Origin of the sequence: Pseudarthrobacter sp. NPDC092419, from assembly GCF_044755045.1 — a bacterium.
Taxonomy (GTDB): domain Bacteria; phylum Actinomycetota; class Actinomycetes; order Actinomycetales; family Micrococcaceae; genus Arthrobacter.
Genome location: NZ_JBIVQF010000009.1, coordinates 121,056 through 143,234, shown reverse-complemented (window position 1 = coordinate 143,234; position 22,179 = coordinate 121,056). Strand labels below are relative to the sequence as shown.

Genomic DNA, 22,179 nt, shown 5'->3' with positions numbered 1-22,179 from the left:
CAGGAAAGAACGGGAAAACCATGACCCACGTTGCTATCGAACCTGCAGTCGCCGGCGGCACCGCGCCGCGGACTGTCGACGTCGATGTCCCCCAGGCCAAAGCGCTCGCCGCTGACGCTGTCGCACTGGTACGCCGCTGGCTGACCGAGGCCTCGAAGGTTCCCGTGGACGCCTCGGCACAGCAGCTCGCCGGCGTCCTCAAGGACCCGAACGGCCTCGAGTTCACCGTCGGCTTCGTGGACGGCGTGGTCCGCCCCGAAGACCTGAACGTCGCCGTCCGCAACCTCGCCAAACTGGCCCCCAAGGTTCCGGCCTTCCTGCCCTGGTACATGCGCAGCGCCGTCGCCCTCGGTGGCACTATGGCGCCCGTCCTCCCGCAGGTGGTCATCCCGGTAGCCCGCAAAGTCCTGCGCGAAATGGTGGGCCACCTGATCGTGGACGCCACCGACGCCAAGCTCGGCCCGGCCATCGCCAAGATCAAGAAGGACGGCATCAAGCTCAACGTCAACCTTCTGGGCGAGGCCGTCCTCGGTGAACACGAGGCCTCCCGCCGGCTCGAGGGCACGCACACCCTGCTGGCCCGCCCGGACGTGGACTACGTGTCCATCAAGGTCTCCTCCACCGTTGCCCCGCACTCCGCCTGGGCCTTCGACGAAGCCGTGGAGCACGTCGTCGACAAGCTCACCCCGCTGTTCCAGCGCGCCAATTCCTTCGCCCGGCCCGGCAGCACCACCGGCGGCAGGGCCAAGTTCATCAACCTGGACATGGAGGAGTACAAGGACCTGGACATGACCATCGCGGTCTTCACCCGGATCCTGGACAAGCCCGAGTTCAAGAACCTCGAGGCCGGCATCGTGCTCCAGGCCTACCTCCCGGACGCGCTGTCCGCGATGATCCGCCTCCAGGACTGGGCCGCTGAGCGCCGCGCCAACGGCGGTGCCGCCATCAAGGTCCGCGTGGTCAAGGGCGCCAACCTGCCCATGGAGCAGGTGGAATCCTCCCTTCACGACTGGCCGCTGGCAACCTGGGGAACCAAGCAGGACTCCGACACCAGCTACAAGAGCGTCATCAACTACTCGCTGCACCCCGAGCGGATCCAGAACATCCGCATCGGCGTGGCCGGCCACAACCTGTTCGACATCGCCTTCGCCTGGCTCTTGGCCAAGCAACGCGGCGTAGAGTCCGGCATCGAATTCGAGATGCTGCTCGGCATGGCGCAGGGCCAGGCCGAGGCCGTCAAGAAGGATGTCGGCTCGCTGCTGCTCTACACCCCCGTAGTCCACCCGTCCGAGTTCGATGTGGCCATCGCCTACCTGATCCGCCGTCTGGAAGAGGGCGCCAGCCAGGACAACTTCATGTCAGCGGTCTTCGAGCTGAGCGAAAACGAAGCCCTGTTCGAACGCGAAAAGCAACGCTTCCTGTCCTCCCTGGAAGCCCTGGACAACAGCGTGCCGCCGGCCAACCGCCAGCAGAACCGCAACCTCCCGCCGGTCCCGATGCCGCATGACAGCTTCGAGAACACGCCCGACACGGACCCCGCACTGCCGGCCAACCGGGACTGGGGCCGTGCCATCCTGGAACGCGTTCCCACTTCCACGCTGGGCAACGCCTCGGTCAAAGCCGCCTTCATCAACGACGAAGCCACGCTCAATGCCGCCATCCAGACCGCCGTCGAAAAGGGCAAGGCCTGGGGTGAACTTTCGGGCAATGAGCGCGCCGAGATCCTGCACCGCGCCGGTGACATCCTCGAGGCCCGCCGTGCCGACCTCCTTGAAGTCATGGCCAGCGAAACGGGCAAGACCATCGACCAGGGCGACCCCGAGGTCAGCGAGGCAGTGGACTTTGCCCACTACTACGCCGAATCGGCGCGCAGGTTGGACGCGGTCGACGGCGCCACGTACGTTCCGGCGAAGCTCACCGTCGTGACCCCGCCCTGGAACTTCCCGGTCGCCATTCCGGCAGGGTCCGCACTGGCGGCACTCGCGGCGGGGTCCGCCGTCGTGATTAAGCCTGCCAAGCAGGCCGCACGCAGCGGCGCCGTGATGGTGGAGGCGCTGTGGGAAGCAGGCGTCCCCAAGGACGTGCTGACCATGGTGCAGCTGGGGGAACGTGAGCTCGGCAAGCAGCTCATCAGCCACCCGGCGGTGGACCGTGTGATCCTCACCGGCGGCTACGAGACTGCCGAACTGTTCCGTTCGTTCCGCAAGGACCTGCCGCTGCTGGCCGAAACCAGCGGCAAGAACGCCATCATCGTCACCCCGAGTGCGGACCTGGACCTGGCGGCCAAGGACGTGGCCTACTCCGCGTTCGGCCACGCCGGCCAGAAGTGCTCAGCGGCCTCACTGGTGATCCTGGTGGGCTCCGTGGCCAAGTCCAGGCGTTTCCACAACCAGCTGATCGACGCCGTCACCTCGCTCAAGGTGGGCTACCCTGAGGACCCCACCAGCCAGATGGGCCCCATCATCGAGCCCGCCGGCGGCAAGCTGCTGAACGCGCTCACCACCCTGGGCGAGGGCGAAACGTGGGCCGTTGAGCCCAAGCAGCTGGACAACAGCGGCAAGCTGTGGAGCCCTGGGGTGCGCTACGGCGTCAAGCGTGGTTCCTACTTCCACCTCACCGAGTTCTTTGGGCCGGTCCTGGGCGTCATGACGGCAGAGACCCTGGAAGAGGCGATTGCCATCCAGAACCAGGTCGAGTACGGCCTTACCGCAGGCCTGCACTCCCTCAACTCTGAGGAACTCGGGATCTGGCTGGACTCCATCCAGGCGGGCAACCTCTACGTGAACCGCGGCATCACCGGTGCGATCGTGCAGCGCCAGCCGTTCGGTGGCTGGAAGAAGTCCGCTGTCGGTGCGGGCACCAAAGCCGGCGGACCCAACTATCTGGCTGGCCTGGGCGACTGGGTTTCCGCGGAGAGCACGGCCAGGGCCGAGGTTACCAACCCCGGCGTACGGCGCCTGCTCAACGCCTCAGGTCCCGCGCTGGAGACTGCCGAACTCGAGTCGGTGCAGCGTGCGCTGGCCTCCGACGCTGCGGCCTGGGCCGAAGAGTTCGGTACCGCCAAGGACGTCTCCGGCCTGAGCGCCGAACGCAATATTTTCCGCTACCGCAACCTGCCGGTCACCATCCGACTCTCCGAAGGCGAGCCGCTGGCGCACCTGGTCCGGACTGCGGCAGCCGGGATCCTGGCAGGCTCCGCGCTGACGGTGAGCACCGCCGTCGAACTTCCCGCCCAGGTGCGCGCCGTGCTCACCGGCCTGGACGTCAGCACCACGGTGGAGTCCGACGCCGAATGGCTGGCATCCGCAGCCCGGCTCGCCGTGGCGGGCAAGCTCTCGGGAGCGCGCATCCGCCTCATCGGCGGCGACGCGGCGGCGCTGGCGGAGGCCACGGATGGCCGTCCGGACCTGGCCGTGTACGCCCACCCTGTCACCGAGTCCGGGCGCGTGGAGCTGCTGCCGTTCCTGCACGAACAGGCCGTCAGCATCACCGCCCACCGGTTCGGCACCCCGAACCACCTGTCGGACGCGCTGATTTAGCCAAAAACAAGGCCGGGCAACCACTTTCCGTGGTTGCCCGGCCCGCTGTTTAAATGCTGTCAGCCCAGATACCAGCCGGGCGGCGTCCAAGTGAGCGGCACGCTGTGGGCCGAGAAGTCCTCGCAGCCGGTACAGGTGTAGGCCACCTCGCCGAGGGCGGTGACGGTGCCGTCGCTGCGGTAGGTGGGCGGGATGTAGGACTCAAGGTAGATGAACTCGTCGGTGCGGCACTTGTCGCAGGTGGGCTTGCCGATATATCCGGAGTCCACGGTTGCCCTGCCGGTGCCGAGCGTGGACTGGCGCGTGGCCGGGCGCGCGGGAGTGTGCGGCCTTGCATGGGCCGCGGCGGGGTGAATGTTCCTGGCTGTCGTCATTGGCTGCCTGTCCCGGGCGCTGAACCTGGCGTGCAGGGGCGCGCTCGTGTTGCTGAACCGGCCTGCTGCTTGACCTTGGGAAAATCAGCATAGTGGACGCAAGGTTCACTCATCAATGGTTAAGGCTGCTTCAGTGCGCGGCCCAGGATGGCCTGGATCAGTGCATCCACCACCTCTGTATTGGCCAGGGGGTTGCGGATCAGGGTGAAATCGACATCGCCCACCGGCGGCAGGTCGAAGCGCCTGGTGATGATCCTCAGGTCGTCCGGAACCAGCGACGACGGCATCACGGCCACGCCGATGCCGGCCCGGACCGCGGCCAGGACGCCGCTGATTTGCCGGGTAGTACAGGTAATGCGCCACGTCAGGCCGCGGGCCTCCAGCGCGTCGATGGCCAGCTTCCGGCTCAGGCTCGGTGCCGGGTACGAAATCAGCGGCACGGGGTGGCCCGGTTCAAGGGCGGTCTGTTCCAGGCCCACCCAGGCGAATGAGTCGTGCTGCACCGGCGTGCCCTCCTTGGCTCCCGCCACCCACTTGACGAAGACCAGGTCCAGTTGGCCGGCGTTGAGCCTCCGGTAGAGCTGGTCGCTTTGGCCGACCGTGAGCTCCAGGTTGATCTGCGGATACACCTGGCGGAAGTCACGAAGGATGCGGGGCAGGCCGGTGATGGCCAGGTCGTCAGCCGTTCCGAAGCGCAGCCGCCCCCGCATCGCGGACCCGGAGAAATAGCGCGCCGCGGCATCGTGGGCAGACAGGATGGTGCGGGCGAAGCCTGCCATCGCGTCTCCGTTGTCCGTAAGCCGGACGTCGCGGGTGTCCCGCGCGATCAGCCCCCGTTTGGCTGCAGCTTCGAGCTTCCGGACGTGCTGGCTGACGGTGGGCTGGGCGAGGCCCAGCCGTTCGGCCGCCTTGGTGAAGCTCAAGGTTTCCGCCACGGCCAGGAAGGAACGGAGTTGGGCTGGGTCAAACACGTAGGGACCTCCGGAAGCGGCCAGTAACCGGGCTATTACATACTGCAATGGGACTTATAGGGGCGATACCCCTCCATAATCACGTGCACCCACCCTAGCGTTAAGCGCATCCCGACCGCCCGCTTTGTGAGGACATCCCTGTGGCATCCCACGCGCCGTCTCCGGCCACCGCCAGCCAGCCCGTCATCGACTCTGCGCTCCACCAAACCCAGCCCGTCGCCGTCGTCCCCCAGCATCTTCCCTGGCGGCACACGTTCATTTCGCTGAAGGTTCCGAACTTCCGCATCTTTGTCGTCGGCCATTTTGTTGCCGTCATCGCCCTGTGGATGCAGCGCATCGCCCAGGACTGGCTGGTTCTGCAGCTGTCCGGTTCCGTGACCGCGGTGGGCATCACCGTTGCACTGCAGTTCCTGCCGTCCCTGCTGTTGGGACCCTGGGGCGGCGTGGTGGCAGACCGGTTCGCCAAGCTGAAGGTGCTGATTCTCTGCCAGGCGATGGCCGCCGTCCTTGCGGCAGCCCTTGCGGCACTGGCCCTCACCGGCGCTATCGAGGTGTGGCACGTCTACGTGATCGCGCTGGTCCTTGGCCTGGTCACGGTGCTGGACCAGCCCGCCCGCCAGGTCTTCGTGCACGAACTGGTGGGACCGGCGTATCTTCGCAACGCGATCAGCGTCAACTCCACCACTTTCCAGCTGGGCGGGCTGATCGGACCGGCCCTGGCCGGCATCCTCCTGACGGCAGTGGGCGCGGGCTGGGCCTTTGCCGCGAACGCTGCGGCCTGCTGTTCCACGGTGGCGGCCCTCCTGCTCCTGCGGAGGGACCAGCTGCACGTCAGCCCGCCGGTTCCCAAGAGCAAGGGCATGCTCCGCGCGGGACTCCGCTATGCGCTGGGCAAGCCCACGATCTTCTGGCCGTGGCTGATGGCCGGGTTCATTGCCGTCTTCGCCATGGGCCTGCCTGTGGTGCTCGCAGCCTTCGCCGACCACGTCTTCGACATCGGCGCCAGCGGGTACGGGCTCCTCAACGCGCTGGTCGCCCTTGGCGCTTTGGCAGGTGCCGTGGCCTCCACGCGGCGGCGGCAGCTGCGGCTGCGGTCCGTAGTGTTCTGCGCCGGCATGTACGGGACCATGCTTTGCCTGGCCGCGGCGGCGCCGTCCCTTCCATGGTTCGGGGCCGTGATGGTCTTCAGCGGATTCTGGTGCCTGATGTTCCTGACCGCAGCCAACCAGCTGGTCCAGATCAGCTCGAACATGGGCATCCGGGGACGGGTCATGAGCCTGTACATCATGGTGCTGGTGGGCGGCCAGGCCATCGGCGGCCCGATGATCGGCTGGATCGCCGAGCACGCTGACCCGCACCTGGCCCTGCTGGTCTGCGGCGGCGTGCCCGCGCTCGCGGCTGCAACTGTCGCCGTCGTGCTTGCCAGGAAAGGTTCCCTGCGCCTGAAGGTGGATGTAAAGGACCGCCGCCACCCGGTGCGGATCATCCCCCGGGCAATGCCCACCTGATGCAGCGTGCTTGTTCGCAGATCCCCGCCCTGGCGGCTCGGATCTGCGAACAAGCCGGGGATCCGTGAAGGCTTACTCCGGAAGGTGCGGATACTCCGTGGCGCGCCCCTGGAACTCGAGCACGTCTTTGTTTTGGATGACGCCGTCGTGGATTTCGATGGCCCGGGAGATGGTGTCGTTGCCTTCCCAGGCCGCCGGACCGCCGATGACCGTCTCCAGGAACGGCAGCAGCGCCAGGCTGATCTCCCACGTGGAGGAATTCCAGAGATAGGAGGGGCTGTGGTCCACGGCGTAGTAGCCGATGTGGTTCCCCACGGTGAACATGGGCTCGGTGAAAGTGGTGCAGCGGGCCCAGCTAAAGCCCATGCCCTCATCACACGAGACGTCAACGACCAGGCTTCCGGGCCTGAAGGCTTCCAGGTCTTCGGTCCGAAGGTAGGTCAGCGGATTGTTTGGGTCCTGCAGCGTGCAGTTGACCACGATGTCGCTCTCGGCCAGGAACGGTGCCAGCGGAACCCTGCCGCGCTCGGTGATGACCTGGCTCAGGTAGGGGGCTTCGGCGTCGTGGTCAAACTGGACGATATTGACCGAGTGGATCGGGGCGCCCACGGCGGCCACTTCCCGGTTGGTCAGCACCTGGACATCATGGATGCCGTGGGCGTTAAGCGCTGTCACGGCGCCGCGTGCAGTGGCACCAAAACCGATGACGACGGCACTGAGCCGCCGGCCGTAATCGCCCGTTGATCCGGTCAGGGCGAGGGCATGCAGCACCGAGCAATAGCCGGCCAGTTCGTTGTTCTTGTGGAACACGTGCAGTCCGAAGCCGCCGTCGCTGGCCCAGTGATTCATGGCCTCAAAGGCGATCAGGGTCAGCTTCTTGTCGATGGCAAGCTGGGTGATCGCACGGTCCTGGACGCAGTGCGGCCAGCCCCACAGGACTTGGCCGTCCCGCAGGTCAGCCAGGTCTGCCGGCTGCGGTTTTGGCAGAAGCACGACGTCGGCCTCCGCCAGCAGCGACTCCCGGCCCGCCATCCTTCCCACCAGAGTGGAGAGGTGGGCATCGGAGACGCCGAAGCGCTCGCCGTAGCCCTCTTCGAGGATGATACGGCGGCGGACTTCAGGTGCGATCCGATCAAAATGGAGCGGATGGATGGGCAGTCGGCGTTCGTCCGGTTTCCGGGTGGATGCGAGGACGCCGAGGGTGAGTTGGCTCGGTTGGCCGGTCACGTCTTTTTGGCGGTCTTGCCGGCGGTGGTGTCCAACGAACTGGCGGGGGCTGCGGCGGCCCGCTTGTCGGCACGCTTTTCCTTGATGGATTTGCCGGATTTTTTGGATGCTGCTTGACGGGGGGACTTGTCAGCCATGATTGCTCCTGTAGTGGAACCGAATAGGTTCCTGACTACTGACGATACATGCCGGTACCTAATGTCAGGCGCGGCGTCGGGGAATTGTGGTAACCCGGGAACGGTGGAGCGACTGAGAGTGGAGCGGCTGACGGGAATCGAACCCGCGTATCAAGCTTGGGAAGCTAGCGCTCTACCATTGAGCTACAGCCGCGACGCCCCGCGTGCGGGGCAGGACTTAGCTTAGCGCAGATCCGCCGGCCACCCGCCAACCGTTGCCGCGGGCGGCCGTGTCCTGTTGCATCCCGCGTCATCCAGTAACTCTTCAATAACGTCCGACGCCCTGGTTAGGACCAGCTGCTGCCCGCTGGCTAACCTGATCCGGGCGGCCGCTGCGAATGCGGCTGCAAGCAAACGGACGGCGACACGGGAAGATACTGATGGCATTCGCAGAGCACGAGGTCCTGATCAGGCGCGACGCCCTGTCTGTGTACCTCTTCCTCGTGGACGCCACCAACCTGCCTTCGTGGCGGGACGGCGTGCGGAGCGTCAAGCTGCTGCACGGTTCCGCCGGCACCAGGGGCGCCCTGTACCGGCAGATGGTGTCGGGCAGGTCAGGCCTCAGCATCCCGGCCGACCTCGAACTTGTCGAAGCCCGGCCCGGTGCTGAGGTGCAGTTCCGCGTGGTGTCCGGACCTGGCCGCAGGTCCGGCGGTTACTATCTGAGCACGGAGTCGGCCGGCACACGCGTGCGGTTCGCGCTCGAAGCCAGGCCCGAGGGGCCCTTCGGGTTCCTCAACCGGATGGTGCAGCGCAGCCTTGAAGCGGACGTTGCCCAGCTTGAGCGGCTCAAGGGCGTTATGGAGCTCCAGCTCGCGAGCTGACCTGGCACCGGTTTGCGGGATTCGGGAAGGTATCCGCTGGGCCGCCTTCCCCGCAGGAAGCGCTACTGCGCGAGCCGCTGGCCCGCCCAGGTCCCAGCAATGGACGACGGCGACGCGAACTTGCCGCTGCTCAGGTCCCAGTACTGGAGGACGTCAGTTCCCCGGCGCAGCGCCAGCCCCGTTGAGTTCAGGGCGGTCACATCCCGCAGCGGCCGCACGCTGGTAACGTCCTGCCAGCCGGTGGCTACGGTGGCCCGGATTTCCGCAGGCAGGACGGTGGTTCCGACACCGCGGTACAGGACCACCGCGCCGTCAGTCCGGAACGCCAGGACATCCTCGAAACCGTCGGCGTTGTAATCGACCATCGTGATGCGGGCCGCGGTCACGCCGGACGTCACCAGAACCCGGGTTGCCAGGTCCGCCACGCCCCGGTTGGGATAGAGGTAGACGTTCCCCGCGGTATCCAGGGCAAGGATCTGGGGCATCCGGTTGTTGGCACACCAACCCCCGACTGCCAGCTTGAGGCTGTCCCATCCGCCGTTGCCGAGGGTGAGCGGAGACTGGAAGCCGCCGCCGGCAAGTCCGCGGTGCAGTGTCAGGTTGCCGGTGCTGTTCCATTGGGTAAGGAGGTCGTAGGCGCCGTCGCGGTCCCAGTCAGTAGTGAAGACTTCCTTGGCACTCCCGAACCCTGAGCCGATGGCCCTGGCCGCGCCGTACGTCCCTGCGCCCGTGGAAGGACGGTTCAGTAGTTGCCCGGAAGCATTTACGGTGACGATGTCCGCTGCGCTGTTGATCGAGGCGGCCGAAAGGTCCAGCGTGGGCGGCATGTGCTTGGCGGTGGGGTCGCACAGGCTGGGCGGGGGAGCAGGGAAGGCGCCGCCGGGGTCTGTGGTGGAGCCGCCGGGAGCCGTGGTGGTTCCGGCCGGGAGGGTGCTGTAGCCGAAGAAGTTGACCACACCCCAGATCTTGTAGGTGCTGTCCGTGTACGTGATGCCCGCGCCCATAACGTTAAACCGCGGGTCCAGCAGCAGGGCGTTGTGTCCCGGGGATCCCTTCCACCAGTTCACCAGCAGGGCGGGGTCACGGATCGTGTTGATGGAGATGACTTCCCCGGCGCCCTTGTCCGGGCTTAGCGCGCGCGGGTCGAGCCAGAAATTTGCCCGGTGTTCGATGACTTCGCGGCTGGCGATACTGTCCGACCACTCCTGCGCCATGCCGGCCACGGTGGCGTGGTACTTCAACGGTGCCAGGCCCTTGGACACGCGGTACTCATTGATGAGGTTGAAGAGTTTGAGGATGTCGGCCGCGTTGCTGTCCTTGACCAGCGCCTGGGTGGACGGCAGGGGCTCTTCCGGTTCGGGTGGCGCGGCTGCCGTTCCGACCATCGAGTCGGCCAATTGACGGTCGGTGGCCGACAATGCCGGGATCCAGTTGGGGGATGGCTTTGTGTCCGCCGGCGGTGTTCCCTGTGCGGGTGGGTCCGCAGGCGCGGACGGTGCAGGAGCAGGGGCGGCCGGCGGCAGGGGGCTGGCAAGTGCCGGATCCGGGCCACGGGTGGTGTCCGCGGGAGGTGCGTTTCCGGCGGCAGGCGCGTCGGGAAATCCGTCCGAAGATCCGGTGGACGGGCCCATGGAAGCCGCGCCGCCGCCGTCGTCCGCTGCGTGGAAGTCCTCAGACCTGGAAGCGCCGGCGTCCCGGGCCTGTTCCCGGAGCGAATCCTTAGCCTCAGGTAAATCCGCGTCTTTCTGCGAGGTGACGGGAGGATAGTTGTCCGGCGGGGCGCTCGCCGGCTGGCCGGCCGCCGAGAGCGTGGAACCCGAAGAAGGCTCCGGCTGGAAGGAACCGGTCAGCGCGCCCGAAGAGGACGAAACCAGCGCGACGGTACACAAGGTACCGACCACGGCGTGTGCCAGCCATTTTTTCACGAGTTCCCCAGCTCAGTCGGGCCATCCGGGAGACCATCCGGCGCCTGAATGTTCACACGCAACATTAGCCCCACCTGTTGCCCGCAACAACGGGGCAGCAGTTCGCTGTGGATAAACGAGACTCTCTCCGTGCGGTAATTTGGGACAGTGCTGATCTCTGACCGCGACATTCGTGCCGAAATTGACTCCCGCCGGATCGTGCTTGAACCGTACGATGCCGCTATGGTGCAGCCGTCCTCCGTGGACGTGCGGATCGACAAGTTCTTCCGCCTTTTCGACAACCACAAGTACGCGCACATCGACCCCGCGCAGGAGCAGCCCGAGCTGACCCGCCTGGTGGAGGTGGAGGAGGACGAGGCGTTCATCCTGCACCCCGGCGAGTTCGTCCTGGGTTCTACGTACGAGACCGTCACGCTGCCGGACGATATCGCCGCCCGCCTGGAGGGCAAGTCGTCGCTTGGCCGGCTGGGCCTGCTGACGCACTCCACCGCCGGGTTCATCGACCCCGGGTTCTCGGGCCACGTGACCCTGGAACTGTCCAACATGGCCACACTGCCCATCAAGCTGTGGCCCGGCATGAAGATCGGCCAGCTCTGCTTCTTCCGGCTGACGTCGGCCGCGGAATTCCCCTACGGCCAGGGCGACTACGGAAACCGATACCAGGGCCAGCGCGGCCCCACCGCGAGCCGCAGCCACCTGAATTTCCACCGCACGGGCATCTGAGCTGTGATCGAGGCGTGAGCTCTTACCGCCACCGGCCTTCCTAACCGGCGGGATCCCACCCCTCGATCGCGGAAACGCCGGCGCAGTGTTCCTCCACACTGTGGATAACGGCCATGCCGCCCCGCCGCCGTGCCAACAATTGGCTCATGCGGCAGCCTTCACCTCTTCCCCCACACCTGGCGGGGCGTTCCTTCACACTCCTTGAACAGGTGCAGGCGGGGGTGCCTGCGGGCCGGGCCTGGCGGCGTGACCTTCGGGTGGCAAGCCGGGGAGTGCGTGTTCCCTGGAACGAAGCCCAGCCGCTGCGCCACACCTGCCGCCTGCTCACGTCGCTGACTCCAGGCGCGGTCTGCTGCTTCTCGACCGCCGCACGGTTATGGGGATGCCCGCTGCCCCTGGACCTGCAGAATGAATTGCTGGTCCACCTGTCGAAAACGGGCGGAGGTGGCAGGCCTGTGCGCAAGGGGGTCGCCGGACACCGGCTGACCCTTTGCGAGCAGGATATGACGCGGCTCGATGGCATTCCTGTGACCAGCGCTGCGCGGACATGGCTGGATCTGGCCTCGATCCTGGACGTTGAGGATCTGGTGGCCGCCGGGGACTACTTCATCTGCAGCCAGTCAAGGAGTTTCGGGTCCCGGCGGGAGGCGTTCTGTTCCCTGGCGGACCTCCGGGCTCAGGTTGCTGCGGCGCCGGGAGTCCGCGGCATCAGGACGGCCCGGCAGGCAGTGGACCTATGCCGCGTCGGCGCCGATTCCGTCCCTGAATCCCGGCTTCGGCTGGCCATGGCGCGCATCGGGCTGCCGGAACCGACGTTGAGGTATGTGGTGGAGGAACCTGCGGGCTGGGAGCTTGCGTGGCCTGACCTCGCCTATCCGGAGTTCAAGGTGGCCGTCAATTATGACGGGCGCCACCACCTCGAAGCCCGCCAGCGCGAGTCTGATATCCGCAGGGACGAATCATTGGCCGCCGCCGGGTGGCATTCCGTGACGGTGACGGCGGGCCATGTCAGGACGTGGGGTTACGACGGTTGCGCCCAACGCGTCCTGGATGCCCTGGTCCGGGCTGGCTGGCGTATCGATGCGTGAGATGTCGGAGCCAACGCAACGGCGGAACGACGGGATCTCACCTCTCGGCGGAGGCCATGGTCCGGAACGGGTTGGTGTACGGGGGGAGGGCCTGGCCGGGCGCCTACGCCGGCGCGGCCGCTGCCCGCGGACGGGTGGCGGCCTTGAGCAGCGGCTCGACATAGCGCGCTGCGAGGGGTCCGAGGATCGCCATCAACAGCACGTAGGCAGTGGCGAGGGCTGCAAGTTCGCCGCTAATGGCGCCGGAGGCCACGGCGAGCCCGGCAATAACTATCGAGAACTCGCCGCGGGCGATCAGGGTAGCGCCGGCGCGGAAACGGCCCTGCCGGGCAACTCCCGCGCGCTTGGCGGCCCAGATGCCCGTTAGCATCTTGGTGGCTGCCGTGATGACAGCCAGCACCAGCGCCCAGCCCAGTACCGGCGGAATGGTGGCAGGGTCCGTATTCAGCCCGAACGCCACGAAGAAGATGGCCGCGAAAAGATCCCGGAGCGGCTCGAGGATCCGGGTGGCGTTATGCGCCGTGGCTCCGGAAATCGCGATGCCGAGCATGAAGGCCCCCACCGCTGCGGACACCTGCATGGCGGATGCCAGCCCGGCCACCAGCAGCGCTGCTCCCAGGACGTTGAGCAGGAAGACCTCTGAGTTTTCGCTGTGCACGGCTTTGGACACGTGGTGTCCATGCCGCAGCGCCACCATCAGGACCACGCTGACCACCGCCAGGGCAATGCCGATGCTGGTGAGCCCGCCGAGGAAACTGACCCCGGCCAGCACCGTGGTCAGCAGGGGCAGGTACACCGCCATGGCCAGATCCTCGAACACCAGGATGGAGAGCACCACGGGTGTCTCGCGGTTACCGATGCGGCCCAAGTCGGTGATCACCTTGGCCGCGATGCCGGAGGACGAGATGTACGTGACGCCGCCCAGCACCATCGCCCCCACGCCTCCCCATCCCAGGAAGTAAGCCAGTGCGGCGCCGGGCGCAAAGTTGAGGAGCAGGTCGAGAACGCCCGCATGCCAGGATCGTCGCAGACCGGTGAACAGCTCGGCGGCCGTATATTCCAAGCCGAGCATAAGCAGGAGCAGGATGACGCCGATCTCGCCGGAGAGATGTGCGAACTCGTGCATGCCCTCGAGCTTCACGATCCCGCCGGCGCCGAACGCCAGTCCGCCGAGCAAGTACAGCGGGATGGGGGACATGCTGATCCGCCCGGCCAGCCTGGCCAGCAGGCCCAGGCAGAACACAACGGCCCCCAGTTCGATGAGGGCCAGGGCGAGCGGATCCATGGCGGTCAGCCGTGACGGAGGATGGTTGCCGCCTCGTCCAGGCCTTCCTGGGTGCCGACGGCGATCAGGAGGTCGCCGGCGCGGAGTACGACGTCGGGTCCCGGCGAGGGGAGCACCTCGCCTTCGCGCATGATCGCCACGATGGACACACCGCAGCGGGTCCGGACGGCCGCGTTGCCCATGGGCTGGTCATGGAAGGGGGAACCGGGGGAAATCGAGAACTGCCGGGTGACGATGCCCGGGACGTCCTTGTGCTCCTCGGTCAGCTTCATGGCCAGGTGGCGGCCGCCCAGCAGGTTTCCCAAGGTGGCTGCCTCGTCACCGGTGAGCGGAATGGAAGCCTGGCAGGTGTCGGGGTCGTCCCAGGCGGAAACGATGAGTTCCGTCTGGCCCTCCCGCAGCTCCACCACGCCGATCCGGCGGCCGGATGCTGTCATGAAATCCCTCCGGCGCCCTAGGCCCGGAAGGTCGGTCTCATCCACGTTCATGGTTCCAGCCTAGTCTCCCGGACCCCTCATGCCGCCGGAACCACGGCGATGGGTGCCTTGTCAGGGGACTTGACCGGGAGCAGGACCAACAGCCCGGCCAGGAGGACCAGCATGATCCCCATAATGCCCCAGCGCTGCGCTTCCCCTGGCGCGACCAGCGGCGTGGCGACGGCGATGCTCAGCGTAAAGAGCGCCGGCGCCAGGAAGCTGACGGCCCGGCCGGTGGTGGCGTAGAGCCCGAACAGCTCGCCGGACTCGCCATGCGGAGCCAGCCGGGCCAGGTACGCGCGGGAGGACGACTGCGCGGGGCCCACGAAGAGGCACAGGAACAGGCCGAAAACCCAGAAGGTGGTGCTGCCTGCCCATGCCTGCCCGAAGAACACATAGTCGCCGTTGCCCAGGACGAGGATCACGGTCCCGGCAACCAGCAGCCCCACCAGGGAACCGGTAATGACGGCCTTGGGCCCCACCCTGTCGTCCAGGAAGCCGCCGATGAACGCCCCCACCGCGGCCACCACATTCCCGAAGATGGCGAAGAAGATGACCTGGGACAGCTCGAACCCGAAGGTGCCTGCCGCGATGACTCCGCCGAAGGTGAAGACGGCGGCCAGCCCGTCCCGGAACACGGCGCTCGCCAGGAGGAAGTAGATGGTGTGCGGGCTGGTGGCGTAGATGGCCTTAATCCGGCGGACCAGCAGCGCGTAGCTGGCCACAATCCCAAGTCGCCTGGCGTATGCCGGGCGCGGCAGCTCCGGCACGGCGAAGAGGACGGGCAGGGCGAAAACGAAGAACCAGAGCGCCGAGAAAACGGCTACCAGCCGGATGTTCAGGCTGTCGGCCGTAGATGCGCCGAACCACTCAAAGCGGGGCTGGACGAAGAGCTGCAGCACCACCAGCAGCGCCACGATCCCGCCCAGGTATCCCGCGCCCCAGCCCAGGCCGCTGACTTTCCCAATATTCCGCGGCGTGGAAATCTGCGTGAGCATCGCGTTGTAGTTAACACCGGCAAATTCGAAAAACACATTTCCCAGCGCAATGAGCGTCACGCCCAGGAGCAGGAATTCGGGGCGCGGAAAAACGAAGAAGCACAATGCCGTGAGGATGGCGACGGCGGCCGTGTTGACTCCCAGCCACAACTTCCGGCGGCCGCCGGCGTCCGAACGCTGCCCGGTGACCGGCGCCAGGAGCGCAATGGCCAGGCCAGCCACGGCCAGTGCCGCACCCAGGGCCGCCGAGGCCTGGTCTTCGCCGCCGAACGGCTTCGAGGTGAGGTACACCGTGAACACGAAGGTGGTCATTACCGCGTTGAAGGCGGCAGAGCCCCAGTCCCAGGCGGCCCAGGCGAGCACTTGCCCCTTGCCGGGCAGGCGGGTGCCGGGCTCCCGGGTCCCGGAGCCGACTTCCGACGCGGGTCCGACAGCGCCGGAAGCGCCTGCGCTTTCCATGGGTGTGGCGCTGTTCATAGGTGCATCGTAGCCGTCGAAGGGGGCCCGGCTTGATAAACTGGCACCTCTTTTGAACCTTACTTTTTGCCCGCCTGCTCCAACTTTTGATAATCGAATTCCTGACGTTGCGGAGATTCCAGTGATCACAGTCCTTGCCGTGCACTTTTCGGTGGCTGTGCTGGCTCCGTTCCTGTTCAGGAAATGGGGCCGGAACTCGTTTTACGCGCTCGCTGCCGTGCCCGCGGGCTCCTTCGGCTGGCTGGTCCTGCAGCACGGTTCGGTGTACCGGGACCTGGTTCCAGCGAGCTATCCGTCCTCGGAGGTGGCGGAGTCCTACCCCTGGATTCCCGGCCTCAGCCTGGACCTGGCCTTCCGGATGGACGCTCTGGCCTGGGTCATGTCGCTCCTGGTCCTGGGCGTCGGTGCGCTGGTGCTGGTCTATTGCGCCCGCTACTTCAAGCGGAAGGACCAGGACCTGGGCGCGTTCGGCGCGCAGCTGCTGGCGTTCGCCGGTGCCATGTTCGGGCTGGTGGTGGCGGACGACCTCCTGCTCCTGTTCATCTTTTGGGAACTGACCACCATCCTGTCCTACCTGCTGATCGGGTTCGCCCGCACCAGGCTGGCCGCACGCCGGTCCGCCCTGCAGGCGCTCATGGTGACCACCGCCGGCGGCCTGGCCATGCTCGTGGGACTGGTCATGCTGGGCCACGCGGCGGGAACGTATCGGCTCTCGGCGATCCTCACGCAGGCGGAGCCGCTGCTGGCGGGACCGCAAGGCGCCATGGCGGGGGCCGCCGTCGTGCTCATCCTGGTGGGTGCCATCACCAAGTCCGCGCTGGTCCCGTTCCATTTCTGGCTGCCCGGCGCCATGGCGGCCCCCACCCCGGTAAGCGCCTACCTGCACGCCGCCGCGATGGTGAAGGCCGGGATCTACCTGGTGGCGCGGCTGGCACCGGGGTTCGCCGAGGCGCCGTACTGGCAGCCTGTGGTGCTCGGGTTGGGCCTGGCAACCATGCTGGTAGGCGGCTACCGCGCGCTGCGGCAGAGCGACATCAAGCTCATCCTGGCGCACGGCACGGTCAGCCAGTTGGGCTTCCTCACCGTGGTGGTGGGGCTGGGCACGCCGGAAGCCGCGCTCGCCGGCCTGGCGATGCTGCTGGCGCACGGGCTGTTCAAGGCCGCGCTGTTCCTGGTGGTGGGCATCATCGACCACCAGTCCGGAACGCGCGACGTCAACAAGCTCTCCGGTGTGTTCAGTTCCTCCCGCGCGCTGGGGATCGTAGCGGGTATCAGCGCCGCGTCGATGGCCGGGGTGCCGCTGCTGGCGGGGTTCGTGGCCAAGGAATCGGTCCTGGAGGCGTTTGTGCACCACGCCGAGGACCCGGCCGCCGGTCCGTGGGGGATGGTGGTGCTGGCCGGAATGGTCCTGGGCTCGCTGCTCACGTTCGCCTATAGCGCGCGGTTCATGTGGGGCGCGTTCGGCACCAAACCGGGTGTGGCGCGCACCCCGTTCAAAGCCATCAAGCCCTCGTTCCTGGCCGCGCCCGCCCTGCTCAGCCTCCTCACCATCGCCTACGGGGTGTGGCCGGCGCCCGTGGATGGGTGGATCCAGCCGTACGCGGCCCAGTTCGCCTCCGCCGCGCCCGACGCAGGCACCCCCGCGGAGCAGGCAGGCCACCTGGCGCTGTGGCATGGTTTGTCCCCGGCGCTGGGGCTGACGGCGCTCACTTTCGCGTTGGGCCTGGCCCTCTATGCTGCCCGGGCGGCGGTGGAGCGGCTCCAGGCACGGGTGCCGGCGTGGGTGGACTCGGACCGGGCATACCAGCTGACCATCGGTGCGCTGGATGACGTGGCGGTATGGGTGACCGGCCGGACGCAGCGCGGTTCGCTGTACTTCTACCTGGCCGTCATCCTCACTGCCGCGTTCGCACTCCCGCTGGCGGTCCTGCTGGTGGCCCGAAAGCCGCTGCCGGACGGGATCTACCTCGTGGATCCGCATTCGCCGCTGCAGCTGGTGGTGGGCGCCGGAATCGTTGCCGCTGCGCTCGCGGCGGTGCGGGCCAACAAGCGTTTCCTTGCGGTGCTCATGGTCTCCGTGGCGGGATACGGAATCGCGCTGATGTTTGCCCTGCAGGGGGCGCCGGACCTGGCGCTCACGCAGATGCTCGTGGAGACCATCATCCTGGTGGCGTTCGTGCTGGCCATGCGGAGCCTGCCGGCCGAGCTGCGGGACCGCACCGGCGGCAGGTACCGGGTGGTCCGCGTGATCATCGGCCTCGCGTTCGGCACCACCATGGTGTTGGCGGCCATCCAGGCCATGGGCGCCCGGATCGCGGTACCGGTCTCCCTCGGGTTCCCGCAGCTGGCCTACGAAGGGGGCGGCGGAAAGAACGTTGTCAACGTGACCCTGGTGGATATCCGGGCATGGGACACTTTCGGCGAGCTCGCGGTCCTGGCGCTCGCGGCAACCGGGGTGGCCAGCCTCATTTTCATCCGCGGCCGGGGCGACAGCCTCAAGTCCTCCAGCACCGTGGCCGAAGGCACCGTGGGCCGGCATACCGGTGTGGACCCCGGTTCCCGGGATGGCGCAGCGCTGGCGCTTAGCCGGAAGTTCGCGGCCGCAGCGCGGGATCCCTGGATCGTGGCGGGCCGGACGCTGGCCCCGGAACGGCGTTCCATCATCTTTGAAGTGGTGACGCGGCTGATCTTCCACTCGCTCATCATTTTCTCGCTGTACTTGCTCCTGGCCGGCCACAACCTTCCCGGCGGAGGGTTCGCCGGGGGCCTCACGGCCGGCTTGGCCCTGGCGATCCGCTACCTCGCAGGCGGCAGGTTCGAACTGCGCGAGGCCACGCCTGTGAGCGCAGGTGCGCTCCTGGGCATCGGGCTGGCCGTGGCCGCCGCCTCCGGCGCGGTGCCGCTGCTGCTGGGCGGCCAGGTGTTTCAGACGGCCATTATCGAACTTTGGCTTCCTGTGTTCGGGGACATCAAGTTCGTCACCTCCACCATCTTCGATACGGGCGTGTACATCGTGGTGGTGGGGTTGGCGCTGGACGTGCTGCGCAGCCTCGGCGCCGAGATCGATGAACACTTCGAGGAACGGTCCGCCGTGCCTGCCAGCGGCCAGGAACCGGACGGGGTTCCGGCCGAAACCACCGTGAAGGGCAAAGCATGAGCGTCAACCTGACCCTGCTGCTGGTCATGGGCGCTCTGTTCGCCTGCGGCATCTACCTGATCCTGGAGCGCAGCCTGACCCGCGTGCTCCTGGGGCTGATGCTGCTGGCCAACGCCACCAACCTGCTGATCCTTGCCACCGGCGGTTATGCCGGGCTGGCGCCGCTGTACGCGAAGGACACTGATCCGGACGCCTACAACGACCCCCTTCCGCAGGCGCTGATCCTCACCTCGATCGTGATCTCGTTTGCCGTGACCGCGTTCATGCTCGGCATTATCTACCGCACGTGGGTCCTGGCGCGGCAGGACGAGATCCAGGACGACGCGGAGGACCTCCGCGTCGCGGAGACCCCCAGCTTCGATGCGGAGGACGACGCCGAGATCCCGGCGGAGACGTCCGAGTTCCCTGTGCTGGTGACAGGCGGGCGGGAAATACCGGTGGACAGCGCGGTATCCGAGGAAACTCCCGGTTCGCTGAACGTCACCCCGGCCGAGGGGTCCCGCTCGGCCGAAGGTTCCCGTGCGCCCGGAGCAGCCCGGCCCGCTGAAGGAGGCGAAAAGTGAACGTCGCCGCCCTGGCCCCCCTCGCCGTCGTCCTTCCCGTCCTGGGAGCGGCACTGACGTTCCTGCTGATCCGGCACACCCGGGCGCAGCGGAGCGTGAGCATCGCGCTGCTGTCCCTGACGCTGCTGCTCGAATGCCTGCTCCTGGCTTCCGTATGGGACGGCGGGACGGCCGCGGTGACCATCGGAGGGTGGCTGCCGCCGTGGGGGATCGTGATGGTGGTGGACCAGTTCTCGTCGCTGATGCTGGTGGTGTCCTCCGCGGTCAGCCTCGCGGTGCTGGTCTACGCCACCGGGCAGGGCATGGCCGACGGCGACAGCGACGCGCCCGTGTCCATCTTCCACCCCACCTACCTGATCCTGGTGGCCGGCGTCTCCAACGCCTTCCTCTCCGGCGACCTGTTCAACCTCTACGTAGGGTTCGAGATCCTGCTGACCGCGAGCTACGTGCTGATGACGCTCGGCGGGACCGGGCCGAGGATCCGCGCCGGCGTCACGTACGTGGTGGTTTCGGTGGTGTCATCGGTGCTGTTCCTGATCGCGATCGCCATGGTCTATGGGGCCACGGGCACGGTGAACATGGCCGACCTGGCGCTGAAGCTGGGCGAGCTGGACCAGGGCACCCGGACGCTGCTGCACGTGATGCTGCTGGTGGCATTCGGCATCAAGGCGGCCGTGTTCCCGCTGTCCTTCTGGCTCCCGGACTCCTATCCCACCGCTCCCGCGCCCGTCACTGCCGTGTTCGCCGGGCTGCTGACCAAGGTTGGCGTGTACGCGATGGTGCGCACCGAGACCCTGTTGTTCCCCGGCGACTCGCTGAATACGCCGCTCATGGTGGCGGCGCTGCTGACGATGGTGGTGGGCATCCTGGGTGCCCTGGCGCAGAGCGACATCAAGCGTCTGCTGTCCTTCACGCTGGTCAGCCACATCGGGTACATGGTGTTCGGCCTGGCGATGTCCTCCGCCGCGGGGCTGGGTGCGGCCGTGTTCTACGTGGCCCACCACATCACCATCCAGACCAGCCTCTTCCTGGTGACCGGGCTGATTGAGCGACGCGGCGGCAGTTCCTCCGTGGACCGACTGGGCGGTCTGGCCAAGCTATCACCACTGCTGGCACTGCTGTTCTTCATCCCGGCCATGAACCTGGCGGGCATCCCGCCGTTCTCCGGTTTCCTGGGCAAAGCCGGTCTGATCCAGGCCGGGATCGCCCTGGGCACGCCGCTGGCGTACGTGCTGGTGGCGGGCGGCGTGCTGACCAGCCTGCTCACCCTCCTCGCAGTGGCGCGCGTGTGGAACAGGGCCTTCTGGCGCAAACCGTCCGACGCCGAACATCCGGATCCCGTGCTGCTGGCGGTTTCCGGCGGGGCCGGGGGAGCGGTGGCCGGCTCCGGCGCTGCCGGCAGCACCGGTGATACCGGCCAGCCGCACACGGTCGTGCTGCCGCGGACCATGGTGGGTTCCACCCTGGGGCTGGTGGCGCTCGGCGTCGCACTGACAATCTTTGCGGGGCCGCTCTTTACGCTGGCGGGGCAGGCCGCCCAGGACATGCTGGACCGGACCGACTATGTGCAGGCCGTGCTGGGCGCGGACACCTCCGTCCCGCGGATCACCACTGCCGGAGGAGGGAAATGAGCCGCCGCCGGATTTCGCTGCGCCAGGAGCTTCCACTGCTGGTGTGGCTCGTGATTGTCTGGGGCGCGCTGTGGCAGGACTTCAGTCCGGGGAACCTGCTGTTCGGTGCGCTGCTCGCGGTGGCCGTGGCCCGGCTGTTCTACCTGCCGCCCGTCGAACTGAGCGGCCGGTTCAACATTTTGTACGCCGTACCCTTCGCCTTTGCCTTCCTGGGAAAGGTGGCCGCCGCAAGTGCCCAGGTGCTCTTCCTGGCGGTGGTCCGTGGGCGCAGGGTGAGGAACGCCGTCGTCGCTGTGACGCTCCGGAGCCACCAGGACCTTCTGGTGACGGCCACCGGGCACGTGATTTCGCTGATTCCGGGTTCATTGGTGGTGGAGGTGGACCGTTCCACGTCCACCCTGTATCTGCACGGGCTGAACATCAGCGCTGAGCAGGACGTGGCCAGGCTGCGTAACGAAGTACTTTCCATTGAAGCGGGGCTGATCAGGATCATGGGCACACCGGCCGAACTTGAGATTGTCCGACGGGAGGCCGCCGCATGATGCAGTCCGTGCTGGCCGTGACGGCCGTGATCCTGTCGCTCGCCGCGGGCGGGGCCATTATCCGGATTGCCCGCGGACCTTCGCTGCTGGACCGCGTACTGGCCACCGACGTCCTGCTGGCGATCCTGGGCGCAGCGCTGTGTATCGACATGGCCGTGAACCGCCACCTGAACAACCTGATGCTGGTGGTGGCCATCTCGATTATCGGCTTCGTCGGCTCCGTGACCGTGGCGCGCTTCGTTGCGGACAGAAGGGAGCAGCCGCATGAATCCTGAACTGCTGATGGGCTACCGGGCGGTGGGCGAGACTGTCGCGGGCGTTGATGCCTGGGTGGACGCCGTTTCTGCGGTGTTCATGGTGGTCGGCGCTGCCCTGTCGCTGGGCGCCGCCATAGGCCTGCTGCGGTTTCCGGACCTGCTGAGCCGGATGCACGCCGCCACGAAGCCGCAGGTGCTGGGACTGTTCCTGCTGCTGGCGGCGATCGGGCTGCAGCTGCGCACCTGGTGGGTGTGGCCCGTGCTGCTGGTGGCCTGGATCTTCCAGTTACTGACGGTGCCGGTCTCCGCGCACATGGTGGGCCGGGCCGGTTACCGGACCAAGCACCTGCACCGGGAACTGCTGACCTCGGACGAGCTCGAAGCCGTGGTGCAGAAAGCCGCCGGCAACCCGCCTCCCGAGGAATGAGTGAGGCGGGT

At 67.1% G+C, this 22,179-nt stretch carries 19 protein-coding genes and 1 tRNA gene; 11 read left to right on the top strand and 9 right to left on the bottom strand.

Features of this window, described 5'->3' with window-relative positions; translation table 11 throughout:
- Positions 1 to 20: 20 nt before the first annotated feature.
- Positions 21 to 3,539 carry a bifunctional proline dehydrogenase/L-glutamate gamma-semialdehyde dehydrogenase gene (locus ACIQC0_RS14350; protein WP_400535883.1) on the top strand — a complete coding sequence of 1,173 codons (3,519 nt, stop codon included), beginning with the start codon at positions 21 to 23 and terminating at the stop codon, positions 3,537 to 3,539.
- A gap of 59 nt (positions 3,540 to 3,598) precedes the next feature.
- Here ACIQC0_RS14350 and ACIQC0_RS14345 read toward each other — a convergent pair whose 3' ends face one another.
- Together ACIQC0_RS14345 and ACIQC0_RS14340 are read right to left on the bottom strand one after the other, a co-directional pair.
- A complete protein-coding gene (locus ACIQC0_RS14345; protein WP_400535880.1) occupies positions 3,599 to 3,913 on the bottom strand; it encodes a hypothetical protein in 315 nt (104 codons plus the stop codon).
- Between the two features lie 119 nt (positions 3,914 to 4,032).
- Positions 4,033 to 4,884, bottom strand: a complete 852-nt coding sequence (locus tag ACIQC0_RS14340; protein ID WP_377214082.1) for a LysR substrate-binding domain-containing protein — start codon at positions 4,882 to 4,884, stop codon at positions 4,033 to 4,035.
- 140 nt (positions 4,885 to 5,024) lie between these two features.
- On the opposite strand from ACIQC0_RS14340, the gene ACIQC0_RS14335 reads away from it, so the two are divergent.
- Complete coding sequence (locus ACIQC0_RS14335; protein ID WP_400535877.1) at positions 5,025 to 6,392, top strand: MFS transporter; 1,368 nt, start codon at positions 5,025 to 5,027, stop codon at positions 6,390 to 6,392.
- A gap of 72 nt (positions 6,393 to 6,464) precedes the next feature.
- Here ACIQC0_RS14335 and ACIQC0_RS14330 read toward each other — a convergent pair whose 3' ends face one another.
- The 3 genes from ACIQC0_RS14330 to ACIQC0_RS14320 form a co-directional block, all read right to left on the bottom strand.
- Complete coding sequence (locus ACIQC0_RS14330; protein WP_400535874.1) at positions 6,465 to 7,619, bottom strand: N(5)-(carboxyethyl)ornithine synthase; 1,155 nt, start codon at positions 7,617 to 7,619, stop codon at positions 6,465 to 6,467.
- The gene (locus tag ACIQC0_RS14325) at positions 7,616 to 7,756 is read right to left on the bottom strand and encodes a hypothetical protein (RefSeq protein ID WP_400535871.1); all 141 of its coding nucleotides are present in this window, start codon (positions 7,754 to 7,756) and stop codon (positions 7,616 to 7,618) included. The genes ACIQC0_RS14330 and ACIQC0_RS14325 overlap by 4 nt, the downstream gene beginning before the upstream one ends.
- Positions 7,757 to 7,875: 119 nt before the next feature.
- Positions 7,876 to 7,949, bottom strand: a tRNA-Gly gene (locus tag ACIQC0_RS14320).
- A 226-nt stretch (positions 7,950 to 8,175) separates the two neighbouring features.
- Here ACIQC0_RS14320 and ACIQC0_RS14315 point away from each other — a divergent pair.
- A complete protein-coding gene (locus ACIQC0_RS14315) occupies positions 8,176 to 8,619 on the top strand; it encodes an SRPBCC family protein (protein ID WP_377214086.1) in 444 nt (147 codons plus the stop codon).
- Between the two features lie 62 nt (positions 8,620 to 8,681).
- Here ACIQC0_RS14315 and ACIQC0_RS14310 read toward each other — a convergent pair whose 3' ends face one another.
- Positions 8,682 to 10,544 carry a CAP domain-containing protein gene (locus ACIQC0_RS14310; protein ID WP_400535869.1) on the bottom strand — a complete coding sequence of 621 codons (1,863 nt, stop codon included), beginning with the start codon at positions 10,542 to 10,544 and terminating at the stop codon, positions 8,682 to 8,684.
- A 147-nt stretch (positions 10,545 to 10,691) separates the two neighbouring features.
- Here ACIQC0_RS14310 and dcd point away from each other — a divergent pair, with 147 nt between their 5' ends.
- Complete coding sequence (gene dcd, locus ACIQC0_RS14305; RefSeq protein WP_377214088.1) at positions 10,692 to 11,267, top strand: dCTP deaminase; 576 nt, start codon at positions 10,692 to 10,694, stop codon at positions 11,265 to 11,267.
- A 146-nt stretch (positions 11,268 to 11,413) separates the two neighbouring features.
- Entirely contained in the window at positions 11,414 to 12,355 is a 942-nt protein-coding gene (locus tag ACIQC0_RS14300; protein WP_400535866.1) for a hypothetical protein, read from the top strand.
- Between the two features lie 103 nt (positions 12,356 to 12,458).
- Here ACIQC0_RS14300 and ACIQC0_RS14295 read toward each other — a convergent pair whose 3' ends face one another.
- Genes ACIQC0_RS14295 through ACIQC0_RS14285 form a run of 3 tightly spaced genes read right to left on the bottom strand, consistent with a single transcriptional unit; the run spans position 12,459 to position 15,573 of the window.
- A complete protein-coding gene (locus tag ACIQC0_RS14295; protein WP_400535863.1) occupies positions 12,459 to 13,640 on the bottom strand; it encodes a cation:proton antiporter in 1,182 nt (393 codons plus the stop codon).
- Between the two features lie 5 nt (positions 13,641 to 13,645).
- A complete protein-coding gene (locus tag ACIQC0_RS14290) occupies positions 13,646 to 14,128 on the bottom strand; it encodes a cation:proton antiporter regulatory subunit (protein WP_377214091.1) in 483 nt (160 codons plus the stop codon).
- 26 nt (positions 14,129 to 14,154) lie between these two features.
- The gene (locus ACIQC0_RS14285) at positions 14,155 to 15,573 is read right to left on the bottom strand and encodes an MFS transporter (RefSeq protein ID WP_400535930.1); all 1,419 of its coding nucleotides are present in this window, start codon (positions 15,571 to 15,573) and stop codon (positions 14,155 to 14,157) included.
- Positions 15,574 to 15,712: 139 nt separating this feature from the next.
- Here ACIQC0_RS14285 and ACIQC0_RS14280 point away from each other — a divergent pair, with 139 nt between their 5' ends.
- The 6 genes from ACIQC0_RS14280 to mnhG are packed head-to-tail and all read left to right on the top strand — an operon-like array spanning position 15,713 to position 22,168.
- On the top strand, positions 15,713 to 18,748 hold the full coding sequence (locus ACIQC0_RS14280) for a Na+/H+ antiporter subunit A (RefSeq protein ID WP_400535860.1): 3,036 nt from the start codon (positions 15,713 to 15,715) through the stop codon (positions 18,746 to 18,748).
- On the top strand, positions 18,745 to 19,311 hold the full coding sequence (locus ACIQC0_RS14275; RefSeq protein ID WP_400535858.1) for a Na(+)/H(+) antiporter subunit C: 567 nt from the start codon (positions 18,745 to 18,747) through the stop codon (positions 19,309 to 19,311). Before ACIQC0_RS14280 ends, ACIQC0_RS14275 begins: the two co-directional genes overlap by 4 nt.
- Positions 19,308 to 20,942: a Na+/H+ antiporter subunit D gene (locus ACIQC0_RS14270; RefSeq protein WP_400535855.1), complete on the top strand. Its 1,635-nt coding sequence runs from the start codon at positions 19,308 to 19,310 to the stop codon at positions 20,940 to 20,942. The genes ACIQC0_RS14275 and ACIQC0_RS14270 overlap by 4 nt, the downstream gene beginning before the upstream one ends.
- Positions 20,939 to 21,484, top strand: a complete 546-nt coding sequence (locus tag ACIQC0_RS14265) for a Na+/H+ antiporter subunit E (RefSeq protein WP_377214095.1) — start codon at positions 20,939 to 20,941, stop codon at positions 21,482 to 21,484. The genes ACIQC0_RS14270 and ACIQC0_RS14265 overlap by 4 nt, the downstream gene beginning before the upstream one ends.
- Positions 21,481 to 21,759, top strand: a complete 279-nt coding sequence (locus ACIQC0_RS14260) for a monovalent cation/H+ antiporter complex subunit F (RefSeq protein ID WP_377214096.1) — start codon at positions 21,481 to 21,483, stop codon at positions 21,757 to 21,759. Before ACIQC0_RS14265 ends, ACIQC0_RS14260 begins: the two co-directional genes overlap by 4 nt.
- Positions 21,749 to 22,168, top strand: coding sequence for a monovalent cation/H(+) antiporter subunit G (gene mnhG, locus ACIQC0_RS14255; RefSeq protein WP_400535850.1), 420 nt, complete (start codon positions 21,749 to 21,751; stop codon positions 22,166 to 22,168). Before ACIQC0_RS14260 ends, mnhG begins: the two co-directional genes overlap by 11 nt.
- The last annotated feature ends 11 nt before the right edge of the window (positions 22,169 to 22,179 follow it).